The 23254-nt window shown below is 69.8% G+C and carries 24 protein-coding genes; 2 read left to right on the top strand and 22 right to left on the bottom strand.

Annotation, left to right across the window (positions count from 1 at the left end):
• The first annotated feature begins 70 nt into the window (after nt 1-70).
• The gene (locus AQ610_RS23265; RefSeq protein ID WP_006028882.1) at nt 71-1213 is read left to right on the top strand and encodes an Ig-like domain-containing domain; all 1143 of its coding nucleotides are present in this window, start codon (nt 71-73) and stop codon (nt 1211-1213) included.
• On the opposite strand, the gene AQ610_RS23260 is transcribed toward AQ610_RS23265, so the two are convergent.
• The 5 genes from AQ610_RS23260 to bopA form a co-directional block, all read right to left on the bottom strand.
• Nucleotides 1204-2259, bottom strand: coding sequence for an AraC family transcriptional regulator (locus tag AQ610_RS23260; RefSeq protein ID WP_006028883.1), 1056 nt, complete (start codon nt 2257-2259; stop codon nt 1204-1206). The genes AQ610_RS23265 and AQ610_RS23260 overlap by 10 nt on opposite strands.
• 152 nt (nt 2260-2411) lie before the next feature.
• On the bottom strand, nt 2412-2855 hold the full coding sequence (locus AQ610_RS23255) for a hypothetical protein (protein ID WP_006028884.1): 444 nt from the start codon (nt 2853-2855) through the stop codon (nt 2412-2414).
• A gap of 117 nt (nt 2856-2972) precedes the next feature.
• Nucleotides 2973-3644, bottom strand: coding sequence for a two-component system response regulator BprB (bprB, locus tag AQ610_RS23250; RefSeq protein ID WP_075645192.1), 672 nt, complete (start codon nt 3642-3644; stop codon nt 2973-2975).
• A gap of 247 nt (nt 3645-3891) precedes the next feature.
• Nucleotides 3892-4344, bottom strand: a complete 453-nt coding sequence (gene sicP, locus AQ610_RS23245; RefSeq protein WP_006028886.1) for a chaperone SicP — start codon at nt 4342-4344, stop codon at nt 3892-3894.
• Complete coding sequence (gene bopA / locus AQ610_RS23240) at nt 4341-5894, bottom strand: autophagy evasion T3SS effector BopA (protein ID WP_006028887.1); 1554 nt, start codon at nt 5892-5894, stop codon at nt 4341-4343. The genes sicP and bopA overlap by 4 nt, the downstream gene beginning before the upstream one ends.
• A gap of 392 nt (nt 5895-6286) precedes the next feature.
• On the opposite strand from bopA, the gene AQ610_RS23235 reads away from it, so the two are divergent.
• Nucleotides 6287-7072 carry a type III secretion system protein gene (locus tag AQ610_RS23235; RefSeq protein ID WP_009915423.1) on the top strand — a complete coding sequence of 262 codons (786 nt, stop codon included), beginning with the start codon at nt 6287-6289 and terminating at the stop codon, nt 7070-7072.
• Between the two features lie 373 nt (nt 7073-7445).
• Here AQ610_RS23235 and AQ610_RS23230 read toward each other — a convergent pair whose 3' ends face one another.
• From AQ610_RS23230 to bsaR, 17 genes are all read right to left on the bottom strand, one after another.
• Nucleotides 7446-8000 carry a lytic transglycosylase domain-containing protein gene (locus tag AQ610_RS23230; RefSeq protein ID WP_006028889.1) on the bottom strand — a complete coding sequence of 185 codons (555 nt, stop codon included), beginning with the start codon at nt 7998-8000 and terminating at the stop codon, nt 7446-7448.
• Nucleotides 7997-8278: a T3SS-associated acyl carrier protein BapB gene (gene bapB, locus AQ610_RS23225; RefSeq protein ID WP_006028890.1), complete on the bottom strand. Its 282-nt coding sequence runs from the start codon at nt 8276-8278 to the stop codon at nt 7997-7999. The genes AQ610_RS23230 and bapB overlap by 4 nt, the downstream gene beginning before the upstream one ends.
• A complete protein-coding gene (locus tag AQ610_RS23220) occupies nt 8275-10584 on the bottom strand; it encodes a hypothetical protein (protein ID WP_006028891.1) in 2310 nt (769 codons plus the stop codon). Before AQ610_RS23220 ends, bapB begins: the two co-directional genes overlap by 4 nt.
• Nucleotides 10585-10697: 113 nt before the next feature.
• On the bottom strand, nt 10698-11633 hold the full coding sequence (gene sctA, locus AQ610_RS23215; RefSeq protein WP_006028892.1) for a type III secretion system needle tip protein SctA: 936 nt from the start codon (nt 11631-11633) through the stop codon (nt 10698-10700).
• A gap of 61 nt (nt 11634-11694) precedes the next feature.
• Entirely contained in the window at nt 11695-11985 is a 291-nt protein-coding gene (bprA, locus tag AQ610_RS23210) for a T3SS protein BprA (protein ID WP_009915432.1), read from the bottom strand.
• A 133-nt stretch (nt 11986-12118) separates the two neighbouring features.
• Complete coding sequence (locus AQ610_RS23205; RefSeq protein WP_006028894.1) at nt 12119-13369, bottom strand: IpaC/SipC family type III secretion system effector; 1251 nt, start codon at nt 13367-13369, stop codon at nt 12119-12121.
• A gap of 41 nt (nt 13370-13410) precedes the next feature.
• Nucleotides 13411-15294, bottom strand: a complete 1884-nt coding sequence (gene bipB, locus AQ610_RS23200) for a type III secretion system translocon subunit BipB (protein WP_009915437.1) — start codon at nt 15292-15294, stop codon at nt 13411-13413.
• A gap of 70 nt (nt 15295-15364) precedes the next feature.
• Nucleotides 15365-15880: a SycD/LcrH family type III secretion system chaperone BicA gene (gene bicA, locus AQ610_RS23195; RefSeq protein WP_006028896.1), complete on the bottom strand. Its 516-nt coding sequence runs from the start codon at nt 15878-15880 to the stop codon at nt 15365-15367.
• Nucleotides 15881-16005: 125 nt separating this feature from the next.
• On the bottom strand, nt 16006-17106 hold the full coding sequence (locus AQ610_RS23190; RefSeq protein WP_006028897.1) for an EscU/YscU/HrcU family type III secretion system export apparatus switch protein: 1101 nt from the start codon (nt 17104-17106) through the stop codon (nt 16006-16008).
• Nucleotides 17107-17109: 3 nt separating this feature from the next.
• Complete coding sequence (gene bsaY / locus AQ610_RS23185; RefSeq protein WP_197417888.1) at nt 17110-17865, bottom strand: SctT family type III secretion system export apparatus subunit BsaY; 756 nt, start codon at nt 17863-17865, stop codon at nt 17110-17112.
• A 33-nt stretch (nt 17866-17898) separates the two neighbouring features.
• A complete protein-coding gene (gene bsaX / locus AQ610_RS23180; RefSeq protein ID WP_004187417.1) occupies nt 17899-18153 on the bottom strand; it encodes a SctS family type III secretion system export apparatus subunit BsaX in 255 nt (84 codons plus the stop codon).
• A gap of 33 nt (nt 18154-18186) precedes the next feature.
• The gene (spaP, locus tag AQ610_RS23175) at nt 18187-18876 is read right to left on the bottom strand and encodes a SctR family type III secretion system export apparatus subunit SpaP (protein ID WP_006028899.1); all 690 of its coding nucleotides are present in this window, start codon (nt 18874-18876) and stop codon (nt 18187-18189) included.
• Nucleotides 18866-19840: a type III secretion system cytoplasmic ring protein SctQ gene (gene sctQ / locus AQ610_RS23170; protein WP_006028900.1), complete on the bottom strand. Its 975-nt coding sequence runs from the start codon at nt 19838-19840 to the stop codon at nt 18866-18868. Before sctQ ends, spaP begins: the two co-directional genes overlap by 11 nt.
• Nucleotides 19837-21078 carry a SpaN/EivJ family type III secretion system needle length determinant gene (locus AQ610_RS23165; protein ID WP_006028901.1) on the bottom strand — a complete coding sequence of 414 codons (1242 nt, stop codon included), beginning with the start codon at nt 21076-21078 and terminating at the stop codon, nt 19837-19839. The genes sctQ and AQ610_RS23165 overlap by 4 nt, the downstream gene beginning before the upstream one ends.
• Nucleotides 21056-21520, bottom strand: a complete 465-nt coding sequence (locus AQ610_RS23160; protein WP_006028902.1) for a hypothetical protein — start codon at nt 21518-21520, stop codon at nt 21056-21058. The genes AQ610_RS23165 and AQ610_RS23160 overlap by 23 nt, the downstream gene beginning before the upstream one ends.
• Nucleotides 21517-22845 carry a SctN family type III secretion system ATPase BsaS gene (gene bsaS / locus AQ610_RS23155; protein ID WP_006028903.1) on the bottom strand — a complete coding sequence of 443 codons (1329 nt, stop codon included), beginning with the start codon at nt 22843-22845 and terminating at the stop codon, nt 21517-21519. Before bsaS ends, AQ610_RS23160 begins: the two co-directional genes overlap by 4 nt.
• Nucleotides 22842-23249: a type III secretion system protein BsaR gene (bsaR, locus tag AQ610_RS23150; protein WP_009915457.1), complete on the bottom strand. Its 408-nt coding sequence runs from the start codon at nt 23247-23249 to the stop codon at nt 22842-22844. The genes bsaS and bsaR overlap by 4 nt, the downstream gene beginning before the upstream one ends.
• Nucleotides 23250-23254 lie beyond the last annotated feature (5 nt).

Below are 23254 nucleotides of genomic sequence, written 5' to 3'. Positions count from 1 at the left end.
CGACGCGCCGCCTTCGGCTCGACGCGCCGCATCTGACTCGCCCCGCGATTCGTCCCGGCTTGCCCGTGGCATGCGATCACCCCGACGCGCCGGCACGGCGCTCGCGCTGGCCGTCGCCTCCCTCGCCGGATGCGGCGGCGGCGACGATTCGAACGAATCCGCTCCACGCGCGTTCGCGCCGCCGACCGTGCAGCTCGCGTATCCGGCGCAGCCGAACGCGCCCGTCGCGCACGTACCAGTCGCGAACGTACCCAGCGGACACACGCCGCCCACCGCGACGCCGATCATCCCGCCCGCCGCTGCGCCCGCCGCTGCGCCCGCCGCTGCGCCCGGCGGCATATCCGCCGGCATCGCGCCAACGCACGCGGCGTTGCGCCGCCCGACGATCGAACTCGAATTCGATCGCGCGATCGCGCCGCGCTCAGCAGGACGCATCGCGCTACACGGCGAAGATCGCGCGAGCGTCGCCGTCGGCGCGTTGTCGTGGCTGAGCGATCGCCGGCTCGCGTTCAGGCCGCTCGCGCCGCTCAAGTCGAACAGCCGCTACGAAATCGTGGTGCCCGCCGGCATCGAGAGCGCGACGGGCGAACGGTCGGCCCATCCGCTGACGGCCAGCTTCGACACCGCGCCGACCACGCCGCCGCGCGGCCTGCGCAACCTCGGCGGCTCGTGCTTCATCAACACGGCGCTGCAGTTGGCCGTTCATTCGTCGGCGCTCGACGGCATCGTGTCGAACCAGGACGTCCCACCCGCCGTTCGCGCACTGCTCGAAGACTACGACGCCGCATCGGCCCAAGAGCTCGACGAGCAGTTGCAAGCCGCGGTCGCTGCGTTGCGCGCGACGACAAATATTCCGGACAGCGGGCCGGGATACCTGGCAGATGTGCTGATGGAACTGCGCATGCCGCTCAATGATGCGTTCGACGCATCCGACATACGCGACGCGCCTGCCGACGCCAAGGCGTTCAGGCTGAACAGCCTGTTCGACTTCGCAGCACTGCCGAACCACGACCGGCTCGTCGCGTTCGGCTACAACACGCGCGACCACTATGTCGCCTATGTGAAGCGGGATGGAGTCTGGTATTGCATCGACGACGTGCAGGTGAGCGTGGCCAGTGAGCAGCAGTTGCGCGATTTGCCTGCATCGTACCGTCATTCGGAGTCCAACCCGGATCTTGTTGGCGTGGCGATCGAAGTCGCAATCTATCGATGAAATGCTGATGCACGCGCCGCGTCTGCGCCTTCCGCGAAGTCGGGCGGCGCGGCTTCACCGCCGCCTCCCCGCGCGGCGCGGCGCACCTCGCCCGGCGTCCTGCCGAAGCGCCGGCGAAACAGCTTGCCGAACGTCGACTGATCGGGAAAACCGCATGCATGCGCGATCTCGCCGATGTTGAGCGTGCATTCGGGCTGCTCGAGGTAGCGCAGGCTGCGGTTCAGCCGCGCGTCGCGCAGCGCCGCCTGCACCGTCTGCGATTCGTGGCGAAACAGGCGATAGAGCTGCGTGCGCGAGCAATGGATCGCGTCGGCGATCCGCTCGGGCGTGAGCGTCGGCAGATGCAGATGCTGGTCGATGTAGCGGTACGCGGCCTGCAGCCGGTCGGCGCGCGCGGGCGCGCCGCGCCGCATGCGCGCCGACAGCGCCGCCTGAAGCAGCGCGCGGCCCAGTTCGGCCGCGCGCGCGAGCACGCAATCGAGCTCGTCGGACGACAACCCCGGGCCGCGATCGCCGATGAGCGCCAGCTCGGCCGCGAGAAACGGCGCGAGCCGCGCCGTCTGCAACGAAGCCGCGCTCGGCGACGCCTCCATCGCCGCCTGGCCGAGCGTGCGCCCCACCGACGCGCGCGGCAATCTGAGCGCGCTGAAACACGGCTCATCCCAGCGCACGCGCATCGGCCGGCCGCCGTCGAGCATGAACAGCTCGTTCGCGCGAAAGCGCGCATCCGGCAAGCCGGGCGCCTCGACCGTGCACTCGCCTGCGTGCAGCGCGCAGATCGTCACGTGCGCGTCGGCCGCCGCGGCGCTCAGCCATGTTTCGCTGATCCGCGCGTCGAGCGACGCGCCGCGGAAACGAACGAACCGGCCGCGCTCGCGCCGGCAGAGAAAACCGCGCCCGTGAAACGCGCGCGCCTGCTCCGCGCGCACGTCCTCGCACTGGAACACGTGCGCGCTCCAGAACGACGTTGCGCGCGCGAGCGGCATGTCGTCGGTCGAAAAGAACTGCAGCAGCGTGCCGCTGCCGGGCGCATGCATCTTCGCCATCGTGAAGGCCGGTGAAATGTGCGACTGAAAGAGCGTCTGCCCGAGTGCGCATCGCGCGCATCATGCGTTGCGCGATGCGCAACGCATCGGTGGCCGGCGCCCGCCCGACGCAAGCCGGCGCTCCGGACGCGCGGCGCGGGCGCCGCGCGCGCTCACGGCGCCGGACGCCGCAGCCGCGTAGGCAAGACCTTGAACTTGCGATCCTCGGGCCGATCGCCGATGTGCCGGACGACCAACGCGTCGAGTTTTCTCAGCGCGCGCCGGTCGAAATACAGGCCGCGGTGCGCGACGTACTTGACTGCTTCGGCCATCTTGCCGAACAGCCCCTTCCTGTCGATCTTTTCGCTGACCCCACGAACGTTCGCGGCGATCCGGTTTTGCTTCGCGAGCAGCACCGGAGTGCTGACCGCACTGTGGAAGCGGATCGCCTTGAGCACGTCCATCCGGATCGCCTTGATCTCGCTTCTCATCGTCCGGCCGTCGCGTTCGCTCGCGACGCCGCATACGCGCCGGCCATCGCCAGTGCGTCGCGCCTGCCGTTCGACCGCGTCATGTCGATGATTCCATTGCGCGGCGATCATTCCATTCAGCTTCATGATGTCTTTCCTGTCGTGAACATTAGCGAGCGTTCATTCTCCGGCACGCTTCAGCGCGGTACTTTCACGAACCGCTCGCCGCCGCGCGCGATCGGGCGCTTGCCCGCGCGGGCCGCGCTACATGGCGGGCGCGCACGCGTTCGCGTATCCGTATCGATACGCCCAGTGGATCACATTCGCGACGTTGCGCGCGCCGAGCTTCTGCATCAGCCGCTGCCGATGGCAATCCACCGTCTTCGGACTGATGTTCAGCAGCGATGCGATCTCGCGATTGCGCATCCCGTCGGCAATCAGCTTCAGCACCTGCTTCTCGCGCCGCGTGAGCTCGTCGACGGGGGACGGAGGCGTGCGGCCGCCGGCCGCCGACGCGATCCTTGCCCCGTCGAGCGACGGGTCGATGTGGACGCGCCCCGCCATCACGCGCCGGACCGCCTGCACGATGCCGTCCGGGCTGCACCACTTCAGCAGATAGCCCGACGCGCCGAGGCGGATCGCATCCGCCGCGCGCGCCTCCGATCCGAGCGCGGTGAAGACGACGAACCGCACGTCCGGATGCGCGCGCAGGATCTCGCTCATCGCCGGCAGCGGATCGTCGCCCGGCAGCATCACGTCCATCAGCACGAGATCCGGGCGGTCGCGCCCGCACCGGTCGCTCGCCTCGGCCATATCGGCCGCCCCGCCCACGTCGATCCCCGCATACGCCTTGCCGAGCACGACCTCGATGCCGTCGCGCACGATCGGATGGCTGTCGACGACGAGCACCCTTTCACACTTTCTCTCTACGACCATAATCGATTCTTTGTTGCTCCAAAGCATCCTCTCCCGCGCGCCCGCTCACGTGACGCGTCGCCCGAACGGCGCGCAGCCCTTCCCGCCACGCCCACCCGCGCCCTTGAACGTAGCGCGCGCGCATCACCGGAAAATTTCAGATCCGTTTCATTCGCTCATTCGCTCATTCGTTCGTCGTCCGGCGACCGCGGCGGCGCGTCAACGGACATCGCGCATCACAACCGGACACGGTCCGCTCCGCGTCGATTCAGCCGCGCAACGCGCGGGCCGCGCGCGAATCCGCCGGACGGTCCCGCGCGCCGGCGTCGTAGATGCCCACCTGCTCGAACGCGCCGATCAGGCTTTCGAGACGCGACGCGAACGCCTCGAATGCGTCGACGAATTCGCGCGCGCCGAGATTCGCCGTCGCGATGCGCTCGATCAGCATCACGGCTGCCGTGTCGCCGTCGAAGCCGAGACCGCCGCCGCCCGCCTCCGCCAAGTCGAGATTGATGGCGAGCATCCGCCTCCAGAGTTCCGCCGGCGCATGCGCCGGAAATTCGCCGACCATTCCATACAGCACGAGCGCATCGGGCCGTTCGCGAATCGAGATCATCAGTTGCGCGTCGAGCAGCAGGAAACACTGCCCGTTCTCGTCGAAATCGAGCGGCATGCCCGCCGCTTCGCCCAGCGCATTCAACCATTCGGTATGCGTATTCATCGTTCGGGTGCTCCGTCTGAAGTCTGAATCATGGGATTCGAATCGGCGTCGATCGCGATCGACATGAACGCCTCGATCTGCCCGACCATCGCGTGCGCGGCCAGTATTCGCAGCGCGCCCCGGTCGTCCTGCGGCGGCGCGCCTAGATGCCGGCCGAGCGTTTCGACGAACACGCGCGCCTTGCGCGTCAGCGCTGCGACGTCGTCGCGAGCCGACGGCGCGCAGCGCTTCATCGCATCGGCGAGATCCGCGTCCGCGCGATCGCGATGCTTGCCGGATCGCGCGGCAGACAGCTCGGCGAAGTACGCGCCGATCCGTTCGACTTCGCGCGCGTGATCGTCGAGCCGCGCTTGCCGCTGCGCGTGCGCGGCGCGGCCGGCCGATGTCGCGCCGGCCGTCGAAAACGCGCGCCACGCCTGCTGCACCGATGCGCTGCCGCCCAGCCGATCGCAGCAGCGCGCGACGTCCGCGCGCTGCTGGTTCAGCGTGTCGATCCTCGACTGCACGGCCTGCGCGTATGCATGCGCGCGATTCGGGTCCTCGGAGACCCATGCGGCCGCATACGGCACGAAGTGCTCGGCGCCGCCGGAGCGCAGCACGCGCAGCGCGATCGACGCGCAGTTTTCCTCCGTGCTGATCATCTGGTATCTGAGCTTGCCCGTCGCCGCCGCTTCCTTCACGGTTCGCGCATCGCGCAACATCGCCGCTTCGTTCAGCCCGAACAGCACGAACGTGTCCCGGCCGGCCGCGTCGCGCTTGTCGCGGTTGAATCCGATCGCGGGGAAGTACACCTTGCGCGCGCTCAGCCCCCATTCCTCCTCCTTGTCCAGTTTCTGGCCGGCTTTCGGGAAAAAACGCGCGTCGCGAAGCTCGTCCCGACTCGCGTATTTGTAGCCGTCCGCGAGGATCTTTCTCCTCGCCGCGTCGCCTTGTCGAAGCCGCTGCTCCGTTGCATTCGAAATCTCCGAGCGCTTGTCGATCCGATATCCGCTCAGCGTCATCGGCTCGACCCGATCGAAACCCTTGCCGCTCAATCTCTGGTTCGGCCACCAACTGACGTGCTCGTAGACATGCCGGCCTGCATCGGCGTCCGCCTGATTCTTGATCGTCAGCGACGCGTGTCCCGGATGATCGAGACCTCGGCATTCCCACGACCGAAACACGATCTGGCGCACCAGCGGTTTCGCATCGCCCGTGCCGTGAAAATGTTCGGCGATCGACACCATGTTGCGCACGAGCCGCCGATCGAGCGGCGCGCCGTCGCGCCGCGCGCCGTAGTCGAACGCGGCCCTGGCGCCTTCCGCGCCATATCGCTTCGACAGCGCGAGCACGAACACCTCGAGCGCGCGGCGGTTTTCAGTGCGGGCCTGCTCGGCATAGCGCCGCACCGCGTCGCAATGCTTGAGCAGCGGGACGTGCGCGAGGAACGCGAACAGCCGCTCCTTCATGCCCAGCCTCGCGACCGACGCGGTTGGTCCGCGCCCGCCGTCGCCGACCACGACGCGCGCGCCGGATCGTGCGCTTGCGACGAATGCATCGACATTGATCATCAAGTCCTCCCTTCGCTACGAGACATTCCGATACGGCGCGGCAGCCGCGCTGGCCGCCGCGCATGGCCGTCGAACGGAGCGTCGCCCCGGCGCACGCCAACGCGTTGGGCGGACGGCACGTCAATCCCGCTCGACATCGAAATCGATGCTGAAGACATTCGTCCGGCGTCGCTTTCAGATTCCGCTCAGGCGGCGCACACGTCGGTTCGTCGCGGAAACGGACGCGCACGCACGCCGCCGCAAATGAGCAATTTATGGAATCGGACGAGGCGACCCGCTCCATAAAATCGAATCGATCCGGACATCCGCTTTGCGCATGCGCCTTCGTCGAACGAAACGCGGCGCGGAAGCGGACGTGCCGGATTCCGTTTCCACTCAACCGAGAGCACGACATGACTTACAACCCGAGAATCGGCGGATTCACGCACGTCAGAAAGGCGTCGTTCGACGTTCACGTCAAGCGCTGCGAATCGCGGCCGCGCACGTCGTTCGCACAGCAGATCAAGCGCATCTTCAACAAGATCGGCGAGACGCTCGGGCAGTTGTTCCGCCGCAGCGCGCCGGACTGCGCGCCCGGGCGGGTCAAGCTGCAGGGCGTTCGCTACGTCGGCAGCCATCGCCCCACCGGCGACCCGAAACAGGCGATCCGGCATTTCGTCGACGAGGCGGTCAAGCAGGTCGCCCACGCGCGCACCCCTGAAATCCGGCAAGACGCGAAGTTCGGCCGGCAGGTCTACGAAGCAACGCTCTGCGCGATCTTCAGCGAAGCGAAGGACCGGTTCTGCATGGACCCGGCCACGCGCGCGGGCAACGCGCGGCCGGCGTTCGTCAAGGCGCTCGGCGAAGCGGCGTGCGCAACCGGGCTGCCCGGCGCCGACAAGCAAGGCGTGTTCACGCCGAGCGGCGCCGGCACGAATCCGCTTTACGCCGAAATCCGGCAGCGCGCCGATACGCTGATGGGCGCCGAGCTGGCCGCGCGCCCGGAGTATCGCGAGCTTCAGCCGTATGCGCGGCAACAGGCGATCGACCTCGTCGCGAGCGCGTTGCCGGCCGAGCGTTCGGACGCGCTCGCCCGCTTCCGGCAGACGGTGCAGACGCTCGACGCCACGTACCGCCGAGCGGCGGAAGAGGCGTCGAGCGATGCGAAGGGGACAACGGACGCGCCGGGCGCCGCGTGACGATGTAGCGTGGTCCGGATCGTCCGGCGGGCCCGCCTGGATGATCCGGATCGCGGAGTTCGGCCAGTTCGCAGCATCCGCGGAATTCGATGGATTCGATGGATTCGGCCGACTCGGGAGCCGCAATCGATTCGCCGGCCCCGGCTCGATTCATGGCCCGGGCCGGTCCGCGTTTCAGCGCTCGATCGATCGCGGCTCAGTCGCCATTCGATCACGGCCCATTCGTCGAATATCCGTCGGGCATCGGGCGATGCGCGACACCGCGGAGCGAGTCGCACGCCGACGCGGCACGCATCGGATTCCTGATCGCCAGCCGCCATCGAAGCGGCGACGCACGCTCATGGCGGCGCGGGCACCCGCCGCCGCCGCGATCTCACTGCACCGACGCTTCCTCGATGACGAGCCCCGGCTCACGCGCCGGCATCGCGCGCGCCGCGTCCCGCTGCGCCGTCGCTTTTCTTGCCCAGGGCCGCGCGACATAGACGTCGTGAACCGCGCGCGCGTAGCGGTCGCTCAAGCCCGGCGTGCGAGAGTGATACGCGCCGACTGCACGCCACGTGTCGCCGTATTGATCGATCTGCCGGCGCAGCAGCGCCGCGCCCACACGTGCGTTGACCGACGCGTCGTACAGACGGCGAAGGTCGATTCCCTGATCCCGCAGCGCCGGCAAATGCACCGAATTGATCTGCATCAGGCCGATGTCGGTCGAGCCGTCGTCGTTGCGATGCAGCGCGCGCGGATTCAGCCCCGACTCGTAATACGCGATCGAGCGCAGCAGATCGGCGTTGACGCGGTAGCGCCGCGCGGCGTCGTCGATGCAGTCCGCATGCGCGACGCCGCCCGCCCACACGATGCCGACCGCGAACGCCGCAGCCACGCGCGCGACGCGTGCGCGCATGCGCGCCCCCGCGGATCGGCGCGCGCTCATGTCCGGCTCGCGCCGTCCGGCTGCGCGGCCGCGCCGAGCAGTGCGGCGACGTCGGCAACCGTCGCGACGTCGGCAAGCCGCGCGCGATCGAGCCGGATGTTCCAGCGCTCGTCGAGCTCCATCGCGAGTTCGATCAATTCGAGCGAATCCATCGCCAGATCGTCGAGCAGCCGCTGCTCCGGCGCTATCCGCGCTTCCGGCACGCCCAGCATGCCGGCCAGCAGCGCCGCCGCCGCCGCGAGCGCGGCGGCGTCGTTCGGGCGCGAGCCGGCCGTCATCGCTTCGCGCCCTTGTCGATCGAATCGGCCCAGCCGACGCGCGTCGCGCCTTCGGTCGTCACGATTCGGCCGGCCGGCTCGACGGGCGGATACGTCCTCGCCGGACGCGAGCCCGCGTCCGGCTTCGCGTCCGGCTTCGGCAACCCTGCGCCGGGCCGCGATGCGCGCCGGGCAGCCACATCGGCCACATCAGCCGGCGCAGACTGCGCCGACGACAATGCATCGTCGTCGACGAGCGGATAAAGGCCCGCGCGCTCCAACTGCGCACGGTTCATCTGCCGCGGATCGGCGCGGCGCGGCGCGAGCGCGGACGGACGCGGCCAGGGGCCGCCGTCGGGCGCGGCGATCGATGCGTCGCTCGACGTGATGCGCGATGCGACGGTAGGGGCGGCCGGCGTCGAAGCCGGCGCGAACGAAGACGACGATGAAGACGAAAGCGCGGGCGCGGATGCGGACATGGACGCGGACACATTGCGCCGCGAACCGGCAAACGGGTCGATCCGGCTGAAGCCTTCCGTCGACCGGAGCGGCGCGTCGCCGCCTGCGCGGACCCACTTGCCGCTTGCCGGATCGCGAGACCACGAACCGGTCGCGGGCGGCATGCCCGGCGCGGAATCGCCAGTGCCGCCGCTACGCGCGTCCGCGGCATCCGCGGCAGCCGCCGCGCGTTCGTCAATGGGCTGCCCGCCCGAACGCCCATTCGAGTCATTCGACCGGGCGACTCGCGCACCGTCCGCGTCACGGCCCGCGCCTTGCGCGCGCACGTCCGCGATGCGCGGCTGCGCTGAGCCCGTCGCCCCGCCATGCGACGCACCGGCAGCGCCTGCTCCGGGCGTCACGCGCGCGCCGACGCGACTGAACGGATCGATCCGCGTCGCGCCTTCGGTGGTCCTGACGACCGGATCGGCCCGGTCCATTCGCCACTTGCCGTCGTCGCCGCGCCGCCACGCGCCCGTCGGCGGCGCGTCGGCGCCGACGCCCCGGTCAACGGTCGCCGGCGGCGGCATCCGCCGATCGACGGACGGCGCGCTCGCCACCGGCGCCGGCGCATCGCCGCGCGCGTCGGCCGGCGGCGAGCCCGGCGCGCCGTTCGACGCCCGCGCGAACGGCACCGGCGCTTTCACGACGGTCGCGCGAGCGCGCGCGGGACCGTTCGCATCATCGGCCGGACGCTGCGCGCGCGGCGGATCGCTGGCGTCCATCCGCGTCAGCAGCGCGCCGATCATCCTGCCGAGATCGCCGACGAGTTTCTCGAGCCCGTCGAGGTTTACGTTTACGTTGTTTTCGTTATGGTTGTTGACGACGACCGGCGCGACCGATTGCGGCGTCGCGTCCGGCGCGGGCCCGCCGTGCGGGGCCGTCGGCGCGCCGCCCGGATCGGCGCCCGGATCGCCGCCCGGCCGCTTCAGCGCAACGTCGTTCAGCAACTGATCAGTACGCCCGAGCAGATCGAGCGCGGTGCCGACCATGTCGACGAGATTCGTCGCGTGGCGCGCGCCGAGCGCGAAGCGCTGCGCGGCGTCGGCCATCCTGAGCTGCGCGTCGCCGCCGTGCCGGTTCACCATCCCGTTCGTGCGCACGTGCCCGTCCATCCGGCCGCCGAGCCGCTCGGACACGAGCGCGCCCGCCGCCGCGTCGCCGCGCTCGCGCGCACGGCCGAACATCGCGCTCGCGACGCCGTCGGCCCTCAGTAACGCGCCGACGCGCTCGCAGAGCTTCCGGTAGTCCTTGTTGCCCTCGACGCACAGATCGCGCGACGCCGAGCCGTTCCTCGCGCCCGCTCGCGCGGCGGCCGCGAGGAACGACGCGAGCGCGTCGCCGATTCCGGCGAACGTCGTCGCATGGCTCGCGTCGTCGACCGTCAGGTGCAGCGCGTGCACCGTCATCGCGAGATGGTCGAGCGCACGGCGATCGTGGCCGCCCAGTTGCGCGACGAGCGTCGTCAGCGCGCCGCGACGCTCGCCCGCGAGTTCGCCCAGATACGCACGCGCCTGTTCGAGCGACGTCGCGCCGTGCGGCTGGCCGGCCGTAGCGGCCGTCGCGCGCGGGTCGTCCTCGGGCGGCTGCATCGCGCGCGACGACACGGTGTCGAGGCGCTGCCGGAACGATTCACGTAGCGCGGACGCGCTGCGATCGTTCTCGACGCCGCGCCGCGAGCCTATGACTGGCAACGTATGCCGGCGCGCGCTCGCCACGCGCGCCACGTCGGCCGGGAAGCCGCCGCGCCCGGACGAACGCGGAGCGCCGCCGGCGACCGCGGCCGGCGTGCTGTTGAGGGACGAAGATCGGTGAATGGACGGCGGCATGACGAATTTTTTTCCTCTTGTCGGTTGCTTCGGATCGAGGCAGGACCCGCGCGAGCGCGCGCCGTCGCCGCAATCGCGGCAGCGAGCGCGACGGCACGGGCGCGCGGCCTCGTTCAGATCTGCAGATAGCTTTTCGCGGTGTCCGTCAGCGTCGAGATCGCGCCGCTCAGCACCTTGACGAGATTGTCGAAGTTCGAGTTCTGGTGCGAGTATTTCTCGACGAGCGTCTGGACGTCGTTCTGGATGTTGTCCTTCTGGCCGGAGAACGCGGTGTTCCACGCCTGGTAGCGCGCGGTGTCCCAGGTCACGTCGCCGCTGTCCGGCAGCGAATCGCGCATCTTGATCAGCTTGTCCGGATTGATCGTCACGACGCCCGAATCGCTGATCGTCACCGCGTCGCCGAGCTCCTTGCGCCAGCGGGCGATGTCCGCGCCTTTCGGCAACTGCATCGTCGGCAGGTGATCGATGACGTCCTGCAGCAGCTCGCGGATCGCATGGCCGTCGATCTTCATGTTCTTGTCGTCTTTCGCCGAGATGTAATCCTGCAGCTTGCTCATCACGTCGGCGACGCTCTGGAAATACTTCGTCAGCCCCTCGACGATCGTCGCGTACGCATCGACGTCCGACTTGCCCTGGGCGATCACGTCGATGAGCCCCTGAAGGATCGGGTCCGGCTCGATGCCGCCGTCGCTGCCCGCGGCGTCGAGCGTGCCGCCCAGGTGCCCGGTTTCCCATCGTTCGAGCAGGTTGCGCTGCGCGAGCGCATGGCTGCGCACCGCGACGCGCGCGTCGTCGAACACCGTGAGGTCCGCGCGGCGGCCTTCGACGAGGCGGCCGTCGACCAGATCGGGCAGCCGGGCCGACGCGAATTCGTCGATCGCCGCGCCGAGCTTTTGCTCCGGCGCGCGGCGATCGACGCCCGCCGCGCGCAGATCGTCGCCGGTCATCGCCCGCGCGCCGGCATCGGCGGGCATCGTCTTCGCGAGCGCCGCGACCGCTTGCCAATCGCGCGCGGCCAGCGCGCGCCCCATATCGGCCTGGATGTTCATCGTGTTTCACCTTCGTGCTATCGGATTCATCGAGGGCGCGCGCGATGCGCGGCGCCCGCCTTCACTCGATCAGGAATTCGTCCCGGTTGCGGCCGCGAATCCATTTCGGCTCGATGCCGCGCCCGCTCCAGGTCGCACCCGTCGCCGGATCGCGGTACTTCGGCCTGACCGCCTCGCGCTTGCGCTCGCCCGGTTTCTTTCGGTGTCCGAACACGTCGTATGCCGTCAGACCGTACTCGCGCACCTTCGCGCGCACGTCGTCGATCGCGGCCTGCAATTCGGCCTGCCGCGCCGCTTCGGCCTGCGCGCTCAACGCCTCGGCCCGGGCCTTCAGTTCCTTGTATGTCGCCATGCGCTCAACCATCGGAATTCCGATTCTGGAGACGGATGCCGGCGCACGCTTTCACAAAAACGCCATCGCCCGCCCCCGAAACGCGACGGCGCGCGGCGGGCGACGCCCCCCGCGTCCGCCGCGGCGCGAACCGTCAGGTCCGCAGATTGCCGGCTACCTGCGCGGCCACCGCGTTGTCGTTCGCGACCTGGCTCTTCGCCGCGTCGATCGCCTTCTGCGCGGCTTCGCGGCCGCGGTGCGCGGCTTCGTCGCGCGCGCTCGCCGCCGCCATCGCCGTCTGCTGCGCGCTCTCGTCCTCTTTCTGCTCCGCGCGATCCGCGCCCTGCTGCTGCGCCGACGCGCCGTCGATCTGGTTCCTGCCGATCTGGCCGCCCGACTGGATCAGGTCGCCCTTCATCTGCTGGCGGCTCGCCTTCACGAGGTTCTGTTCGTGGCGCATGCCGTGCATGTCGATCCGGTGCTGCCGCGCGGGCGCCTCCTGCGCGAGCACGCTCGCGTGCTCGTCGCTCATCCGCTCGCCGCCCGGGTCGATCTCGTGGCGCGCGGCCTCCCCGGTGTCGCGCTTGACCTTCACGTGCGACACCGCGTCGTTCTGCAACACCGGCTTGTTGACGCCGCGCAGTTCGAGCGCCTGCTCGGCGTGGAACTGCTTGAGCTCCGCCTGCGGCTTCATCTCCTTTTCGATCGACATCGACTTCGTGCTCAAGCCCTTCATCTGCTGCGCCGCGCCGCCGAGCGAGGTCGCCGCCTGCAGCGCGCCGCCCGCGATCGCGGCCGTCATCTGCGCGGCGCCGATGCTGCGATCCTGCGCGGCCGCGCTCATCATCGCGTCGTGCGCGAGCGTCGTGAGCTTGCCCTGCATCACGAGATCCGACTGCACGTTCTTCTGCATCGCGATGCCGAGCGCGAGCATCGCGTCGAACGCCTTGTCCTCGGCGAACGAGAAGCGCTGCGGCTCGTTCGCCGTCGCGCGCGGCGCATCGTCGCCGACGCGCTTCGCGCCTTCGCCGCCCGCCTTCGTATCGGCGGGCGGCGCGTGGCGCTGAACGAGCGCGTCGAGCATGTTCCTCACGGCGGGCATCTGGCTCGCGGCGAGCCGCTTGTGCTCGCGCTCCATTCCCGAGACCGTCCGCCGGTCCGTCGCGCGCGTCTGCGCGGCGGGTTTCGGCTGGGCGAGCGCGACGCGCGGCTCGCCCGGCCCCGCGTCGCGCTGCTGCGACACGCGCTCGCCGACGGCGGCCGCGAGCGCCGCGTCCGCGCGCGCAACCGCGCGGCCGTCGTCGCGAACCGCCTTCTCGCCCTGCCCGGGCAGCCCCGCGTCGGCGAGCCGGGACAGCTCCGGGTTGCTGATGTTGATGCCGCTGCTTTGCACACCGATTGACATACGCACCTCTTCGACTTCGAAAACAAACGTGATCGCCCGTATTAAACTGCGCGGGCGTTACGCAGGATCAGCTTGCCCGTCGACGTCTGCATCTCGCCCGCGTCCGACATCTGCTGCATCAGTTGCGCGAGCACGCGGTTGTGCTCGGCGAACGAATCGACCGCCTGTTTCAGCAGATCGCCGAGCAGCCTGATGTCGTACATCGCCTCCTTGATGTCGGCGAGCAGGCCCATCGCCTTCGCGCGCTCGATGCCGACGACGATCCCGCCCGCCGCCTGCGACACCTGATTGCCGACGTCCATCACGGTGCCCGCCTTCTCGAACCGGTTCGCGAGCAGCATGCCGTCCTCCTTCGCCTCGACGCCGATCGCGCGGCGCATCCGCGTCATCGCGGTCGCGGTGCGCGAGCCGAGCGCCTGGAGCCCGGACTTTTCGGAGAACTTCTCGATCAGTTGCACGAGCATCTTGCCGATCGCCGAATCCATCAGCTTCGTCAGTTGGCCCGCGACCGCGTCGATCACCTTCGATGCGACCGCCTTCACCGCCGATGCGCCGACGAACGCGGCGGCGACGAGCGCGACGCCCGTCACGACCGCGCCGAGGATCGCGCCGGCGAGCTCGGCCTTCTGCTGATCGACGCCGCACGCGACGAGCGCCTTCGTGATCAGCGACGAGATCACCTCCATCAGCGGCTTGAGGATCGCGTCCATCACGGGCTGCATCAGCTTGTCCATGAACGACACGCCCGTCGTCGCGCGGCTGATCTCGTCGCCGACCGCGAGCGCGAGCCCCACGGCGGCGAGCGCGAGGCTCGCGCCGCCCGTGAACGCGGCCGCCGCGAAGCTGACCGCGGTGATCACCCAGCCGACGATCTTGCCGATGCAGCCCATCGTCTTCTGCATCTCCTCGGCTTTCTTCACCTGCGCCTGATACTCGTCGGACTTCTTCTGCAGCTCGGCCTCGCGCTTCGCCTGCATCTCGGTGAAGAGCTTCTGCTTCGATTCGAGCTCCTTCACGTTGCCCGACGAGATCAGCTCCTGCAGCTTGCCGAGCACGGCCGTGAGCTCGGCCGCGCCGCTCAGCTTCGGCGACGCCGCGCGCAGCGGCGCGCTCGCGCCGTATTGCTGCGCGGCCTGATTCACCGCGTCGTCGACTTGCTGCTCGCATTCGCGCGCCTGCGTCGCGAGCGCGGTCGCCGCATCGAGCTTCTGCGCCGCGTCGGCCTGCAACGCGTCCGCACGGCCATGCGCGTCGCTCGCCTGCTGCTTCGCCTGCTCGAGCGCCGCCTTCAGCGCCTTCAACTGATCGTCGGGCAGGCCCTGCTTCACCGCGTCGTCGTACTGCTTCTGCGCGGCGTCGACGGCCGCATCCGCGGCCTTCGCGTCGGCGGCGGCCTGCTTCGCCGCGGCGGCGGCCTGCGCGGCCGCGTCGGTCGCCGCCTTCGCGTCGTCGGTCGCCCGCTGGAACGCGTCGGACAGCCGGTTCAGGTTGTCCTGCGCGGCCTTCGACATCTGGTTCCAGATGTCCGAGCGCTGCTTGAGCTCGTCGAGGCTGCTCGCGCTGATGACGCTCATCAGCACGCCGAGCAGCTCGGTCAGCTTCGCCGCGCCGCTCGCGCGGCTGCCGCCGTCCTGCGGCTGCGCGTTCGCCGTGTCGGATTGCGGCGCATCGCGTTCCTGCGGCGCGCGCAGCGCCGGCTTATCGTCAAGCCTGTCGAGCCGCGCGTCGTCCGTCCCCGGCTGCGCGCCGCACTGCCCGGACGCGAGCTGCGACATTCGCTCGAGGAAATTGCGCTGCGCGGCCGACACCACGTCGACGTACGCCTGCGGCGACAGCGTGCCGAGCGCGCGCGCCGCGTCGCGCAGCGGATGGGTCTGGTAAGCGTTCGCGTTGGCGGCCGATCCGCCCTGCACTCCCGATGACATACGATCAGCTCCTGTTGGCTAGAGTCTGTTTACATACGGAGCGCATGTGCGTTCCGTATGTAAACAGATCCTAGAGGTCGTTTTCGACCGGCGCGGGCGCCGCATCGGCGCCCACTTCGTCGAGCCCGTCGAGATAGGACTGCGCCTTCTGCGCGAGGCGCTCGTCGCGCGAGCGCTCGGCGACGATGCCGAAGCAGCGCCGCGCGAGCGGCGCCTTGCCCATCAGCAGATGGCATTGGCCGGTGTGGAACATCGGTCGGTAGTCGTCCTTCGACAGCGAGTACGCGAGCGCATACAGATCGATCGCCCGCGCGTATTCCTTCTTCAACTGGCACACCGCCGCGAGCCCCATCGCGTATTCGGCGTTATAGAAGTCGTAGATGCACAGAAAACGGAAGAACACCTCCGCGTCGTCGATCCGCCCCTGCTGGTAGAAGCGGTACGCGAACGCGTAGATGCCGTCCATCAGGTCCTGCGGCACCCGATGCAGGTCCTTCAGCGTCGCGCCGTTCTGGACCGCGTCCAGCAGCGCCGCCGCCATCTCGTCGGCTTCGATGTCGTCTATGTTCACGTCGCGTTGCGTCACGCCGTCACCTCGTTCGGTTCTTTCAGTCACATGGATGTCGGCGCGTTGCGGTGCCGTTCAATGACGGTTGCTACGTTACGCGCCTCTCGCTCAGGAAAATTTCACAAAGCAGTCTTTTCGGCTTGTCAAGCGTTTCGATCGCGCGCCTGCGGCGCGGGCGGCGTCTCGGGCGCCATCCCGGGCGGCGGTCCACCGCGATTCGCCGCCTCGACTTCCTTGAGCCAGATCAGCACGCGCATCACGCCGTCGACGTCGTCCTGGTTCACGAAGCTGTAGCGGCGCGGCGAGTTGCGATAGATCGAGCGCGCGAGCGCGACGTTGCGCACGACCGTCACGCCGCACGCTTCGGCGTGCCGAATGACCGCGAGCGCGCGCGCGTTGGTCTCCCGCACCGACACGAACGGAATCGGCACGATGTCCGGATTCACATAGATGCCGATCGCGATGTGAGTCGGATTCGCGACGATGAAATCGGATTGCTCGACGTTCGCCTTGATCTCCTCCGACAGCAGCTCCTGATGGATCTCGCGCCGCTTGCTCTTGATCTCGTGATTGCCCTCGCTCTCCTTGTATTCCTGCTTCACCTCGTGCTTGTCCATCTTCAGCTCGCGGTGGTACAGGTAGTATTCGACGGCGGCGTCGACGATCAGCACGGGCAGCGCGCACAGCAGGAACAGCAGCACGAGCCGGATCGTCAGCACGATCCACATGTGGCCGAGCAGCGCCGCTCGCGCGCGGAACAGCCCGAACAAGTCGTGGTGGCAGAGATCGGCGAACACGCGCACCGTGACCGCGAACACGGCGACGTAGAGCAGCGCCTTCGCCGCGTCCTTCACCGAGCGCCAACTGAAGAGCCGCTTCATTCCCTTGACGGGATCGAGCGCCGTGAGATCGAAGCGGATCGATTCGACAGCGAGCGTGAAGCGGCTTTGCACGAGCGACGGCAGCGCGCCCGCGGCCGCGCAGAGCAGCACGAACGGCGCGGCGATCCGCAGGAACAGCTTCGCCCACGCGAACGCGTAGGCGCCCGGGTCCGGCTGCGCGCCCGACGACGCGATCCGCGCGAATTCGGCCGCGATACGCGTCAGATCGACGAGCGCGGGCGCGGCCAATGCGCCCGTGGCGATCACGACGAGCGCGACGATGTCCCTTGCCTTGAACGTCTGCCCTTTCTTCGCCGCGTCGCGCAGCTTCTTCGCGGTCGGCTTTTCGGTTTTCTCCGCCATCGCTCACTTCACCAGGCCGCTGAAAGGATGCGCGTGCAGCAGCGCCGTCAGCTCGTGCGGGGCCGCATAGAGGAAATACAGGTGGAACACGGCGAACGCGACGATGCTCTTGACCGTCAGCGACAGCGAGAACGCATTGACCTGCGGACAGAAGCGCGAGAAGAGCCCGAGCAGCGCATCGGTCAGGAACATCACGATCAGCACGGGCGCGGCGAGCGCGAGCCCGTGCGCGACGAGATCGGTCAGCAGCGCGCCGACGCGCGGCAGATCGACCGAAAACAGCGCGCCCGCCGGCACCGTCGCGTAGCTCGATTCGAGCGCGCCGACGATCGTCAGCATGCCGCCCTGCTGCAGGAACGCGGCCGCGTAGAACAGGCTCACGAACGGCGCGAGCGCCGACGCTTCGACGCCCGTGGCCGGATCGATCGAATCGCTGATCGTCGCGCCGCGCTGGTTGTCGATCAGCTCGCCCACCGCCGCCGCGACCCAGAACGGCAGCGACAGCGCGACGCCGAGCACGACGCCCGCCGCCGCCTCCGTCAGCGCGACGCCGGCGAGCGCGCCCCCTTGCAGATGCGGGTGCGCGAAGCTCGGCCACAACCCGAGAATGACCGCGAACACGATCGTGTTCTTCACGACCCCGTTGACGATCGTCCGGTCATTCAGGAACGGCAGCAGATAGAACACCGGCGCGACGCGCGCATACGCGATCGCGATCGCGCCGGCCTGCCGGTAGAACGCTTCCATCGAGACATCCATCGTGTCGCTCGGCATGACGTGACGTGAAGCGGCTCAGCGCAGCCCGATCGACAGCATCTCGGTCGCAAACGCGAGCAGCTTGCCGCCGAACCAGCCGGACAGCATCATCAGGCAACCGAACACCGCGAGCATCTTCAGGCCGAACGGCAGCGTCTGCTCCTGCAATTGCGTGACCGTCTGGAACAGGCCGATCGCGAGGCCCACGACGGTCGCGACCGCGACGGGCGCCGCGCACAGCAGGATCACGAGCAGGATCGCCTTGTCGCCCGCATAGGTGAGTTCAGCCATCGTTTGTCTTCCTAAGAATGCGCCTGGGCGCGGTCATTGCATCAGGTTCAGGTACTGCTCGATCAGGCCCTTGCAGATCAGCGTCCAGCCGTCCATCGCGACAAACAGGATCAGCTTGATCGGCACCGAGATCGTCACCGGGCTCATCATCATCATCCCGAGCGCGAGCAGCACGCTCGACACCACCATGTCGACGACGAGGAACGGCAGGTACAGGTAGAAGCCGATCTTGAACGCGCTCTTGATCTCGGTGAGCGCGTATGCGGGCAGCAGCGAGAACAGCGAGTTGTCGAGGCCGTCCGGCCCGTCGCCCGCGACGTCCGCGTCGGCTGCGTCGGCGTCGTCGCTCTTCAGGCGCGCGGCTTGCGCGCGCTCGAAGAAGCGCACGAGCGCCGGGTCCGAGTAGCGCGTCAGATAGCGCTTGTAGCCGCCGAGGCCGCCGTCGATGAAATCGTTGACCGACGCGCCGTTCATCACGTCGAGCGGATGGTGCTGCAGATACCGGTACGCGCTCTGCGCGACGGGCATCATCACGAACAGCGACATGATGAGCGCGATGCTGTTGAGCGCGAGATTCGACGGCACCTGCTGGATGCCGAGCGCGTTGCGCACGAGCACGAGCACGATCGAGAACTTGATGAAGCACGAGCCCGCCGCGACGACGAACGGCACGAGCGTCGCCGCCGCCAGCAGGACGATCAGCGCGATTTCGTTATTCGCCATCGCATGCCGCCGGCTTCGCGCGCCAGAGCGCCTTCACCTCGACCGCCAACTGCTCGCCGACCTGGATCAGCTCGCCGCGGCCGAACGGCAGGCCGTTCGCGCGAATCGTCACCTCGCCCGGCGCGCCGCGCAGCGGCAGCACCAGGCCCGGATGGCAGCCGGCGAGCTGCGCGACCGTCACGCGCTCGTCGTGCAGCACGAACTCCAGCGTGACGGGCAGCGCAGCGACGTCGAAAGCCTGCGGCGATGCGTCCGGCAGCGCGTCCGCCGTCGTCGGTTCGTCATGCAGATCGTCGTGCGGATCGTCGACCGCCGGTTCGGTCAGGGGTTCGTTCAGCATGATGTTTTCTCCTTCCCAGCAAAATTCACACAGCGCATACGCGCCGATCCTGACCACGTTGCGCGGCGCGCGGACGAGCAACACGTCGCCCGGCGCGACCGCGGGCAGGAGCGCGAGCGGCAGGCGCGCGACGCCGATCGCGAAGCGCATCGCGAGCGGCACGCCGCCGACGTCGGCAGCGGCGCGCGGCGCGGGCGCTTCGCCCGGAAACGCACGGAACAGCGCGCGCACGCGGCCCGGCGCGTCGAAGCACAGCAGCGGCTCGGCGGGCAGCTTGCGCTCGACGAGATCGACGAGCCGCACGTGCGCCCAGCCGCCCGGCGGCGCGGGCAGCTCGGCCGCCGCGTCCCGCCCGCTCAGCAGATCGAGCGCGTAGCGCCTGTCGAGCGCGCGCCACGCGAGCGCGCCGAGCGCCGGGTAGCGGCGGCGCATCAGATCGTCGACGTCGACCCAGCCGTCGTGCTCGACGCCCCGCCAGGTCGCGCGCAGCGCCGCATAGCCGCGCGGCGGCGCGATCGTGCGCAGCGCGGCGTACTCGCCCCCCGCGCGCAGCGCCTGCGCGCTCCGGTACAGCGGCAGCTCCGCGGGCGCGACGCGCCGCAACAGCGTGTAGCGCGCGCTCATCGTTCGTCCGCCTCCGGCTCCTGCCGCGCGCGGCGCCACGGCGAACGGCCGCCGTCGTCATCCGCGCGCTGCCGATCGAATTCGACGGTCCATCCGGGCGTCAGCCGATCGACGCCGTACTCCATCGCGCGCTGCACGCGCTCGTGGCTCGGCTGCGCGCTGACGACGCGCGGCGCGCAGCCGGGATCGAAGCGCAACTCGACCGCGGGCCGCCCGTCCCATGAGTTGAAGCGGTAGCGCACCTGGGTGCCTTGCGTGTCGCGAACGTCGCGCGCGTCCGTTTGCGCCGCGCCGGCCTGCGCGCGTTGGCGCGCGGCGCGCGACGGATCGTGCGTGCGCGCGGCAGGCTCGGCCGCACGCATCGACGCCTGCGGTTGAAAGGCGCGCGGGAAACCGGCGAGCGATGCGTCGCCCGCGCGGTTCGAATCGTCGCCGTCGACGCGTTCGCGCGCGGCGCCCGGCGAAGCGGCGGCCGTCGGGCGTCGTGTCGACGATGCGGCCGAGACAGCCGACATAGCCGACATAGCCGATGCAGCGGCGATCGTCGCGGCCGGCAAGCGCGCGGCGGGCAGCGCCGGCGAGCGCGACGCCGCGGCGTCCGCCGCCATCGCGGAATACCGCGAAGCTCCGGCCGCCGTGTCGCGCACAATGCCGTCCGGCGTGCGTTGCGCCGCGCGTTGCGCCTGCGTCGGCACGGACGGCGGCGCGACGTCGGCCGCCGCTTGCGGCGCGCGCGCGTCGGCCGTCGAAGCATCGGGCGCTCGCTCGCCCGTCGCGCGAACCACGCCGAGCGCCGGCGCGTGGCCGCGCATCGTCGCGGCGCGGCGCGGCGCGATTTCGTCGCGCGGCTCGACGCGCGTGCGCGCGCCGTCAGCCACATGCGCTTCGACGCCCGCTTCGACGCCCGCGACACGCGCGTTCGCGCCGCCTCGCGCCCCGCCGAACCGCAGCGCGATCGCCCGTTCCCGCGCCGAATGCGGTGCGGGCATCCCGACCGCCGCAACCGGCGGCTCGCCGTTGCGCTTTGCCCTTTTCCTCGCGTGGGCGCGCCCGGCTTCGACGTCGTCGCCATCACGTCCGTCGTCGCACCCGTCGTCGCGCTTGTCGAGCACCTTGCCGCATTGCTCGCGATACGCGCGCTGCAAATCGGACGCCTGTCCGCCGCCCGGCGTCTGCGCGCGCGGGGCGGGCTCGACGCCCGCCGCGATCGGCGCGCTAATGCTGATGGTTGAACCCATGACCTGCTCCTTCCGTGATGTCCGCATCGGCGGCCGATTCCCGCAGCCGCTCGTTTTCGATCCTGCGCCGCGCGAGCCAGTCGCGATGCGCGTTCCGGCGCCGCTCGAGCGCGAGCGCGGCGGCCTGGCTGCCGCGCAACGCTTGCTCGGCCGCCTGCCGGCGCTCACGCAGATCGCTGGCCTCGATCTCCCTGCATGCGATCTCGTAACGGATCACCGCCTGCTTGCCGCGCACGCGCATCAGCTCGCTGCGCGCATACGGCTTCGGCGGCGCGCTCGCCGCGAGCCGCTCGCGCAGGCGCGCGATCGTCGCGCATCGCTCGGCGATCTGCCTGTCGAGCGCCGCGAGCGCGTCGCGTTCGCGCGCCGCCTGCCGGCGCAGCGCATCGCCGCGCCGCTCGAGCACCGCGAGCAGCCGCCGCGCGCCGTCGAGCCGCTTCATGACGCGGCCTCGCGCATCCGTTCGAGCGTGTCGTCGAACGCCGACGCCTCGTCGATTGCCTGCTGCAGGAACGCATCGAGCGCGGGCCGCCTGTCGAGCGCATCGTCGTTCTCCGGGTTCTCGCCGCGCCGGTACTCGCCGAGATCGAGAAACACCTGCATCTCGTCGATGCGCGCGAGGTGCCGCCGGAACTGCATCGCGGCCGCGCGATGCGGCGCGTGCGCGATCTCGTCGAACAGACGGCTCGTGCTCCTCAGCACGTCGATCGCCGGGAAATGCCCCTTTGCGCCGAGCTGCCGGCTCAGATACACGTGACCGTCGACGATCGAGCGGATCTCGTCGCCGATCGGATCGGGCTCCTCTTCGTTTTCGAGCAACACCGTGTAGAACGCGGTGATGCTCCCCGCTTCCGTGCGCCCCGGCCGCTCGAGCAGGCGCGGCAACTGCTCGAACACCGACGCCGGATAGCCGCGCCGCGCGGGCGCTTCGCCCGTCGCGAGCGCGAGGTCGCGCAGCGCGCGCGCGTAGCGGGTCATCGAGTCGAGAAACAGCATCACGTCGCAGCCGAGATCGCGGAAATACTCGGCGATCGTCGTCGCGACGAGCGCCGCGTTGCAGCGGTCCACCGACGAGCGATCCGACGTCGCGTACACGACGACCGTCCGGTCCCGGCTGCCCGAGCGCCGCATCCGCTCGACGAACTCGGACACCTCGCGGCCGCGCTCGCCGATCAGCGCGACCACGTACACGTCGGCCGCCGCATGCTCGATCATCATGTTCATCAGCGAAGTCTTGCCGCAGCCCGCAGCCGCGAAAATGCCGATGCGCTGGCCGACGCCGCACGTGAGCAACCCGTCGATCGCGCGCACGCCCGTCGCGAGCCGCCGCTCGATCGGGCGCCGCGCCGCGTAATCGGGCGGCGCGGCGTCGATCGCGCGGCGGCGCGGCGCCGCGGCGCGCGCCGCCCCCTCCGCCCCCGCCTCCCGCTTCGCGCCGAACGTCTCGACGATGCCGCCCGTCGCGTCGACGACCGCGCCGAGCATCGCCGGCGCGACGTCGATCGTCATCCGCTCGCCCGTCGGCACGAGCGCGACCTGCCGCGACAGCCCGGCCGTGCTGCCGAGCGTGCTCAGGATCGCGGTGTCGCGCCCGAAGCCCACCACCTGCGCGCGGCCGATCACCGTGTCGCTGCCCGCCGCCGCGCGGATCGCGCACAGCTCGCCGATCGCGACGTCCGGCAGCGGCGCCTCGATGATCGGCCCCTGGATGCGGCGCGGATGCGCGCGCCGCGCGAGGAGCCGCAGCGGATCGCCGGCGGCCTTCATCGCGCGAGGATCTCGTTGATCGCGCACAGGTCCGCGTAGAACGTCTCGAGCGCCTCGGTGAAGCCGTCGGCGTCGGCGAGGCAGCGCGGCTCGACGCGGCCGTGCAGCATGAGCGCATCGTCGACGAGCGACAGCAGCGGCCGGCGCGACGCGAACGCGTCCGAGCCGCGCGGCAACTGATACGCGAGCAGATCGAACGCGCAGCGCGCGAGCTGGCTCTCGCCCGCGCAGTCGAGCCGGCTCCAGATCGTCACGTGCTCGCCGTCGCGCTCGACGAACATTTCGGGCATCGAATGAAAGGCAATGCAGATCGGCGCGTGCGCATCCAGCTCGCCCGCGATCGCGCTGCCGCAATCCATCTTCTCCATGCTTTCCTTGACGAGCATGACGACATCCACATTCATCGTTT

Source organism: Burkholderia humptydooensis, from assembly GCF_001513745.1.
GTDB classification, from domain to species: Bacteria; Pseudomonadota; Gammaproteobacteria; order Burkholderiales; family Burkholderiaceae; genus Burkholderia; species Burkholderia humptydooensis.
This window is presented reverse-complemented; position numbering and strand designations above follow the sequence as displayed.

What these genes read in the sequence shown, in the direction of transcription:
- AQ610_RS23265 (WP_006028882.1), top strand. Translation starts at nt 71, where the DNA reads ATGCGATCACCCCGACGCGCCGGCACGGCGCTCGCGCTGGCCGTCGCC.
- AQ610_RS23260 (WP_006028883.1), bottom strand. Translation starts at nt 2,259, where the DNA reads ATGGCGAAGATGCATGCGCCCGGCAGCGGCACGCTGCTGCAGTTCTTT.
- AQ610_RS23255 (WP_006028884.1), bottom strand. Translation starts at nt 2,855, where the DNA reads ATGAAGCTGAATGGAATGATCGCCGCGCAATGGAATCATCGACATGAC.
- bprB (WP_075645192.1), bottom strand. Translation starts at nt 3,644, where the DNA reads ATGGTCGTAGAGAGAAAGTGTGAAAGGGTGCTCGTCGTCGACAGCCAT.
- sicP (WP_006028886.1), bottom strand. Translation starts at nt 4,344, where the DNA reads ATGAATACGCATACCGAATGGTTGAATGCGCTGGGCGAAGCGGCGGGC.
- bopA (WP_006028887.1), bottom strand. Translation starts at nt 5,894, where the DNA reads ATGATCAATGTCGATGCATTCGTCGCAAGCGCACGATCCGGCGCGCGC.
- AQ610_RS23235 (WP_009915423.1), top strand. Translation starts at nt 6,287, where the DNA reads ATGACTTACAACCCGAGAATCGGCGGATTCACGCACGTCAGAAAGGCG.
- AQ610_RS23230 (WP_006028889.1), bottom strand. Translation starts at nt 8,000, where the DNA reads ATGAGCGCGCGCCGATCCGCGGGGGCGCGCATGCGCGCACGCGTCGCG.
- bapB (WP_006028890.1), bottom strand. Translation starts at nt 8,278, where the DNA reads ATGACGGCCGGCTCGCGCCCGAACGACGCCGCCGCGCTCGCGGCGGCG.
- AQ610_RS23220 (WP_006028891.1), bottom strand. Translation starts at nt 10,584, where the DNA reads ATGCCGCCGTCCATTCACCGATCTTCGTCCCTCAACAGCACGCCGGCC.
- sctA (WP_006028892.1), bottom strand. Translation starts at nt 11,633, where the DNA reads ATGAACATCCAGGCCGATATGGGGCGCGCGCTGGCCGCGCGCGATTGG.
- bprA (WP_009915432.1), bottom strand. Translation starts at nt 11,985, where the DNA reads ATGGCGACATACAAGGAACTGAAGGCCCGGGCCGAGGCGTTGAGCGCG.
- AQ610_RS23205 (WP_006028894.1), bottom strand. Translation starts at nt 13,369, where the DNA reads ATGTCAATCGGTGTGCAAAGCAGCGGCATCAACATCAGCAACCCGGAG.
- bipB (WP_009915437.1), bottom strand. Translation starts at nt 15,294, where the DNA reads ATGTCATCGGGAGTGCAGGGCGGATCGGCCGCCAACGCGAACGCTTAC.
- AQ610_RS23190 (WP_006028897.1), bottom strand. Translation starts at nt 17,106, where the DNA reads ATGGCGGAGAAAACCGAAAAGCCGACCGCGAAGAAGCTGCGCGACGCG.
- bsaY (WP_197417888.1), bottom strand. Translation starts at nt 17,865, where the DNA reads ATGGATGTCTCGATGGAAGCGTTCTACCGGCAGGCCGGCGCGATCGCG.
- bsaX (WP_004187417.1), bottom strand. Translation starts at nt 18,153, where the DNA reads ATGGCTGAACTCACCTATGCGGGCGACAAGGCGATCCTGCTCGTGATC.
- spaP (WP_006028899.1), bottom strand. Translation starts at nt 18,876, where the DNA reads ATGGCGAATAACGAAATCGCGCTGATCGTCCTGCTGGCGGCGGCGACG.
- sctQ (WP_006028900.1), bottom strand. Translation starts at nt 19,840, where the DNA reads ATGAGCGCGCGCTACACGCTGTTGCGGCGCGTCGCGCCCGCGGAGCTG.
- AQ610_RS23165 (WP_006028901.1), bottom strand. Translation starts at nt 21,078, where the DNA reads ATGGGTTCAACCATCAGCATTAGCGCGCCGATCGCGGCGGGCGTCGAG.
- AQ610_RS23160 (WP_006028902.1), bottom strand. Translation starts at nt 21,520, where the DNA reads ATGAAGCGGCTCGACGGCGCGCGGCGGCTGCTCGCGGTGCTCGAGCGG.
- bsaS (WP_006028903.1), bottom strand. Translation starts at nt 22,845, where the DNA reads ATGAAGGCCGCCGGCGATCCGCTGCGGCTCCTCGCGCGGCGCGCGCAT.
- bsaR (WP_009915457.1), bottom strand. Translation starts at nt 23,249, where the DNA reads ATGAATGTGGATGTCGTCATGCTCGTCAAGGAAAGCATGGAGAAGATG.